The following is a 6,272-nucleotide window of genomic DNA, read 5'->3' as shown; positions in this document are numbered from 1 at the left end:
TCCGAGGAAATAAGACCGATCCGATGCGGTGAGCTGATCTTTTATTTTTAGCCACTGCACATACGCTGGATTGGTATCGTTGCGCAGTAGGCGCAACAATGAAAACAGCGCAATCTCACGATCACTGCGCGTCCTGATTTTGCTTTTCAGCGTTTCCAGGTAGCGCTGCGGATTCTTCGCGGCATTATTCAAATCGGCACTGTTCAGCGCATCGTTGCTGGGCAAATAACGATTAATATGTGTAGCCACACCGGTTTGACCTTCTTCCAGCGCAGCCCGGATCCGTGTCCAAATATCTTGCTGAGAAATCTGCCCGCTGGAAATGAGTGCCTGAAAAACGGGCGTACAGCTATCCGGCATGCTGGTGGGCGTAGACCATAATGACCGCGCATCCGTCAGCGCCGTTTTATCCTGAGCACTCAGGCGGCGCTGATAGTAATAGCACAATAGCTCGGTATCCTTATTAACCAGCAGTGTGTATTCAGCGTCAAAAAGGTTCCACTGTTGATTTTTGCCCAGCATCTTGAGCCAGTCGGCCCGTAATCGATCTGCAATCAGACTGCCTTCATAGCGTTGCAAAAAATTTCTGATCGTTGCGATATCGGTCGATTGCAACACCATGCGGAATTGATAATATTCCACGTAAGGCCATAACGTGTGGCGTTGCAGCCGCCTGGCATAATCATCCAAACGCTTCGCATCACCAGCTTGAAATGCTTGCCGGGCGGCAAGAAAATCACTATCCTGGTTTGCTGATAGCGCTCCAGCATAAGCTAAAAGGATTAATCCAAAAAGGTAATTTCTCATAGCTAATAAGGTACAACGAATGGAGACTACAATAAAGAGACGGAGACGAGCATTTTGTAATCAATCCGGATTATCGCAGCAGCGCCGCGATAATCCGGTGTCATGCTTCCAGTTATGTGAAATTTTAACGGCCAGTCTCTAAAGGGCACTTCTAAAAATTCAAAGTTCTAAACAAAACGAAGCACGAGAAAAAAATGGTTACGCAGCATATTCATGATATGAAAGGAAACATTTTTTCCGAGTAACAAAGTGTTGTGACGAAACTTGGATTTTTAGAGATGCCCTAAACCGGCAATAATTATCAGATAACGCCCTGACCCAGCATGGCTTCGGCCACTTTAACAAAACCGGCAATATTGGCGCCATCCACATAATTAACGCTGCCATCGGGTTTGGTGCCGTACTTCAGGCAGGATTTGTGAATGGCCTGCATAATTTCCTGCAAGCGCGCATCCACTTCTTCGCGTGTCCAGGACATGCGCATCGCATTCTGGCTCATTTCGAGCCCGGATGTAGCGACACCGCCCGCGTTACTTGCTTTACCCGGCGCATACAGTACCTTGTTATGGATAAAACATTCGACGGCTTCCGCAGTCGAAGGCATGTTGGCGCCTTCAGCAACACAAATAACACCATTTTTAACCAAAGTTTGCGCGTCCTCGCCATTGATTTCATTTTGTGTCGCGCACGGCAATGCCACTTGCACCGGCACATGCCAAGGTTTTACGCCCGGCAGGTAAACCACATTGACACGCTTGGCATATTCATCCAGACGCGCATACAAATGATTCTTCACTTCGGCCAGTATCGCCAGTTTTTCCGGAGTAAAGCCAGCTTCATCCACGATCGTCCCGCTGGAATCGGATACGGTAATCACCTTGGCGCCTTGCGACATCGCTTTTTCCACGGCAAATTGCGCCACATTGCCCGAACCGGAAACAGAAACGCGCATGCCTTCCAAATAACGCCCGGCCTGCTTCAATACCTCCTGGGCAAAATACACCGTGCCATAACCGGTTGCTTCCGGCCGTATCAATGACCCGCCAAAACTCAACCCTTTCCCGGTAAACACGCAATCCGCGCGATTGGACAATTTTTTCATCATGCCCGCCATGAATCCGACTTCACGCCCGCCCACGCCGATATCGCCGGCAGGAACGTCGGTGTCCGAGCCGATATGCCGGAACAATTCACAAATAAAAGCCTGACAGAAGCGCATCACTTCACCGGGGCTTTTCCCTTTCGGATCAAAATCGGAACCGCCTTTACCGCCACCCATCGGTAGCGTCGTCAATGCATTCTTAAAGGTTTGCTCAAATGCCAGGAATTTAAGAATCGATAAATTCACCGAAGGATGAAATCGGACACCGCCCTTATAAGGCCCGATGGAAGAACTGTGTTGTATCCGGTAACCGCGATTGACTTTGACTTCACCATGATCATCAACCCAGGACACACGAAATATAATCACCCGCTCCGGCTCGACCAAGCGATCCAGCAAGCCATGCTCCGCATAACGTGGATGTTCCATAATAAAAGGCCACAAACTCTCCACGACCTCAGTAACCGCTTGCATATATTCCGGTTGATTCGGATTCCGCTCAGCCACATACGCGCTGAACTCTTGAAGGCTCTTATATTTCATTTCATTTCCCCGGTTAGTGAAAGGTTATTTCAAATAGCCTAATTCTGCCAAATTAATGTACAGGCTGCACTGTATTTTTATTAAAAATGGGATTTTTTAGAAGTTATTCTTCAATAAGAAGATAAATTGGAATATTTATCCTTCTTGCCAAGGATAGGCGATTCAAGTTATCCCGTCCATCATAGGATAAATCTGTTGAAGGAAATTTAAGAAATAGCGGGTAAATAGGGTGCTATTTCGCGTTTTGATTGTGAGAAAGGGTCATAAGATTTCTTGCTTTTTATCTATTTTGAAGTTTATCCATAGATACTTCTAACGTTTGTAATATTTTGACAGTTTCACTGCTTACTATCCTGTGGAAATGAGTATGCAATTGTTTTTCCAACCGTAGCAGCAGCCAATCAATAGTTGTTAAGGGGGATAGTCATGCTCGGGATTTTGCGTGTGATAGCTGGAACCAGGCATGGTTTTCAATTGTATTGGTTAATTAAGAACATTGGTAAAAGTATTGTAACTTCATATATTGTTACTTTTACTTTTTTATCTATTCAGCACCTTCTGCTAGCGACCTCATAGAGGAGCCACCTATTGCGGCAGGATTCTCCTATGGTAGTCATGGTAAGGCTTATTTATATCCCAATCCAGATAAACTAGGCGAACATCCTTGCAGTGATATAAATGCCACACAGTCGCCTGATCAACTTAGGATTTTTGGCCCTATCGTTTTTTCAAGAGCAATTGTTTCTTCTCATGCAACAGAGATTCTAGTTTATTGCTCTCAAAATGGAAATGAATTGCCTGCTTCGCTGTTTGGAGCAGCCATCGCTGGATGGCATATTGACTGTGCACCTGGGGCTACGCCAGATAGTCAAGCAGCTTATCCTGTTAATCAATTATGTATCCGGTCTTCTCAAGATTTAATATTCAAAAAGAATCTTGGTCAACAGTCTAATCTCTGTAGTGATAATTCAGGAAACACCAGAAGCTCAGTAAATATTGGGAATCCGATAAATTCAGCAACTGGTAATAAAATTATGCCAGAAACTGATTATGAGGACACAATAAAATTTGATCTTTAGTCGTTTTTATAATAGTCAGAATAATGCATCTCCTTGGCGGCATAGCTATCAAAATTCACTACAGTCCACAGTTGATACTAGTGCGTTTTCGACATCTCCAATAGTTTTTACTTTCAAGAACGGATCTTACGTTCCTGATGATATTGTCATTCCGACGAGCCTCCCACCCAGAGTAGTTATAACAACCAGTGATGGTAAAATAATTACCTTTATCCAGTTAGGAAATGACTGGATAAACATGACTACTGATGAACTGGAAAATACGCTTAAATTTATTGGCAATCAATGGGTATTGACAACAATCCGTGACACCATCGAACACTACGATACGACTGGCAAACTCCTATCCATCACCAATCGCGATGGCCGCACACAAACACTAAGTTATGACACCAATGGCCGCCTAAGCACAGTCACCGACGACACAGGCCGCACACTAAGTTTCACCTACGATGGTTCCAGCCGCATCAATACGATGACCAATCCAGCCAATGGCGTCTTTCAATATACTTATGACGCTGCAGGCAATCTGGCTTCGGTGATCACCCCCGATGCCAAAACCCGCACCTACCATTACAACGAATCTATCTACATCGAAGGTGGGGCCAATTTACCCAATGCATTAACGGGCATCATCGACGAGAACGGCGCACGTTATGCCACCTACAAATACGATGCGCAAGGTCGTGCAATCAGTACAGAGCATGGCACTGGCGGTATTGATTTGCATACATTAAGCTACAGCGCCGATGGCAGCAACACTATCGTTACCGATCCGTTGAATAGTCAATACACGCACACCTTCCAAACTATCCTGGGCGTGGCCAAAAGCACCGGTCAATCGCAACCGGCCGGTTCGGGTTGTAGTGCCGCAGCAAGTAGCATGACCTATGATGCCAACGGCAATGCCGCCAGCCGCACCGATTTCAATGGCAATAAAACCTGCTATGCCTATGATCTGACCCGGAATCTCGAAACAGCCCAGGTTGAAGGTTTGGCTGCGGGTGCCGGTTGTCCAGGCGATTTGCTCAGTTACGTACCAGCCGCAAATAGCAGTGAACGTAAAATCCTAACGACCTGGCATGCCAGCTTTCGGCTACCCACGCTCGTCGCTGAATCCAAGCGCGAAACCAGCTATGTGTATGACACGCATGGCAACGTCACACAGCATCAAATTAAAGACACCGCCACCAATGCCACGCGCACGTGGAATACCAGCTATAGTTATCACCCCAGCGTTCCCGGCGTAATCCTGCAAAAAACCGAGAACGGCCCGCGCACCGATGTGACCGACATCACCACCACCGATTATTACGCACCCGATGCGGTTTGTGTGGGTGGGCATTTGGGTTGCCGTGCACAGGTTGAAAGTATCACCAATGCATTGGGTCATGTGACACAAATCACGCGTTATAACGCCCACGGCCAGCCGGAAGAAATCATTGATCCGAATGGTCTTACCACAACACTGACTTACGATGCACGTCAACGATTACTGTCGCGCACCAGCGGCACGGAAATTACCGGCTACCAATACGATGGCGTAGGGCAACTCAAAAAAATCATCCTCCCGGATAGTAGTTTCTTAAGTTACACCTATGATGCCGCACATCGTTTGACCGATATTGCGGATAATCTCGGCAATCGCGTGCAGTATACGCTGGACAATAGGGGGAACCGCACCAAACAAGAATTGTTCGATCCGCTCAATAACCTGACAAAAACCCAACAACGCGAATTCGATGCGTTAAGCCGTCTGTGGAAAGACATCGGCGCACAAAGCCAGACCACCCAGTACCAATACGATGCGCAAGGCAACCTGAAGCAGACCACCGATCCTTTGCTGCATACCACAGCCTATCAGTTTGATACGCTCAATCGCCTCAAGGAATCCATCGATCCGGCCAATGGCCATACCCAGCAAACTCTGGATGCACTTGATCAGCTCACGCAAGTATCCGATCCGAGAAATATTGCCACCACCTACACGGTCAACGGCTTGGGTGATATGACGCAGGAAATCTCCGCTGATCGCGGCACGATTAATTACACCTATGATACGGGCGGCAACCTAAAAACCGTCACCGATGCACGCGGCGTCAAACATACCTATACCTGGGACGCGCTCAATCGCCCGACCAAGCGTACCCATACCACGGTGGCTGGGGTTCCCGGTGCAACCGCGCTGATCTGGAGCTACGATACGGGCACCAATGGCATTGGGCGCCTGACCGGCATGACGGATGAATCCGGCTCTACCAGTTTCAGCTATGACTTATATGGCCGCCTACTCAACAAAACCCAAATCGCCAAGATCGGTACCATCAATTACACCCAGACACTGGGCTACCAATACGACAGTTTTGGCCGCCTGAGTCAAATGACTTACCCTTCTGGCACGCAAGTCAGCACCGCCTATGGCGCCGATGGCCGCCCGGTTGAGATCCGTGTCAATGGTAACCTGCTACTGAGCAATATCGCTTATCAACCGTTTGGTGAACCGAAAAGCTGGGTGTGGGGAAATAACCAGGCGTACACCCGCAGTTTCGACTCCGATGGCCGACTCAAAACCCATCGCGTCGGCAGCGACACCCGCACGCTGACCTACGATGCCGCCAGCCGCATTACCAATACAACGGACACCAATCCGGTGACTAACCGCGCTTATGATTATGATGCGCTGGATCGCTTGATCAGCCAATCGGACAACAGCGGATTCAAACTGTGGGGATATGACGCCA

3 protein-coding genes and 1 pseudogene are annotated in these 6,272 nt (G+C 47.9%); 2 read left to right on the top strand and 2 right to left on the bottom strand.

Translation table 11 applies throughout. The features are described from left to right. Both K2P83_RS14015 and gdhA read right to left on the bottom strand, forming a co-directional pair. A pseudogene (locus K2P83_RS14015) lies at positions 1–807 on the bottom strand (transglycosylase); the annotation flags it as partial. Positions 808–1,108: 301 nt separating this feature from the next. Next, the gene (gene gdhA, locus K2P83_RS14010) at positions 1,109–2,452 is read right to left on the bottom strand and encodes an NADP-specific glutamate dehydrogenase (protein WP_292930246.1); all 1,344 of its coding nucleotides are present in this window, start codon (positions 2,450–2,452) and stop codon (positions 1,109–1,111) included. 794 nt (positions 2,453–3,246) lie between these two features. Here gdhA and K2P83_RS14005 point away from each other — a divergent pair. Next, a complete protein-coding gene (locus K2P83_RS14005; RefSeq protein ID WP_292930244.1) occupies positions 3,247–3,531 on the top strand; it encodes a hypothetical protein in 285 nt (94 codons plus the stop codon). A gap of 238 nt (positions 3,532–3,769) precedes the next feature. Continuing rightward, the coding region (locus tag K2P83_RS14000; protein ID WP_292930242.1) for a hypothetical protein at positions 3,770–6,272 on the top strand (2,503 nt) is incomplete at its 3' end.

Origin of the sequence: Nitrosomonas sp. (genome assembly GCF_019752415.1) — a bacterium.
In the GTDB taxonomy this organism is placed as follows: domain Bacteria; phylum Pseudomonadota; class Gammaproteobacteria; order Burkholderiales; family Nitrosomonadaceae; genus Nitrosomonas.
Note: the sequence above shows the minus strand (reverse complement) of the source record. Positions and strands in the feature narration are given on the sequence as shown.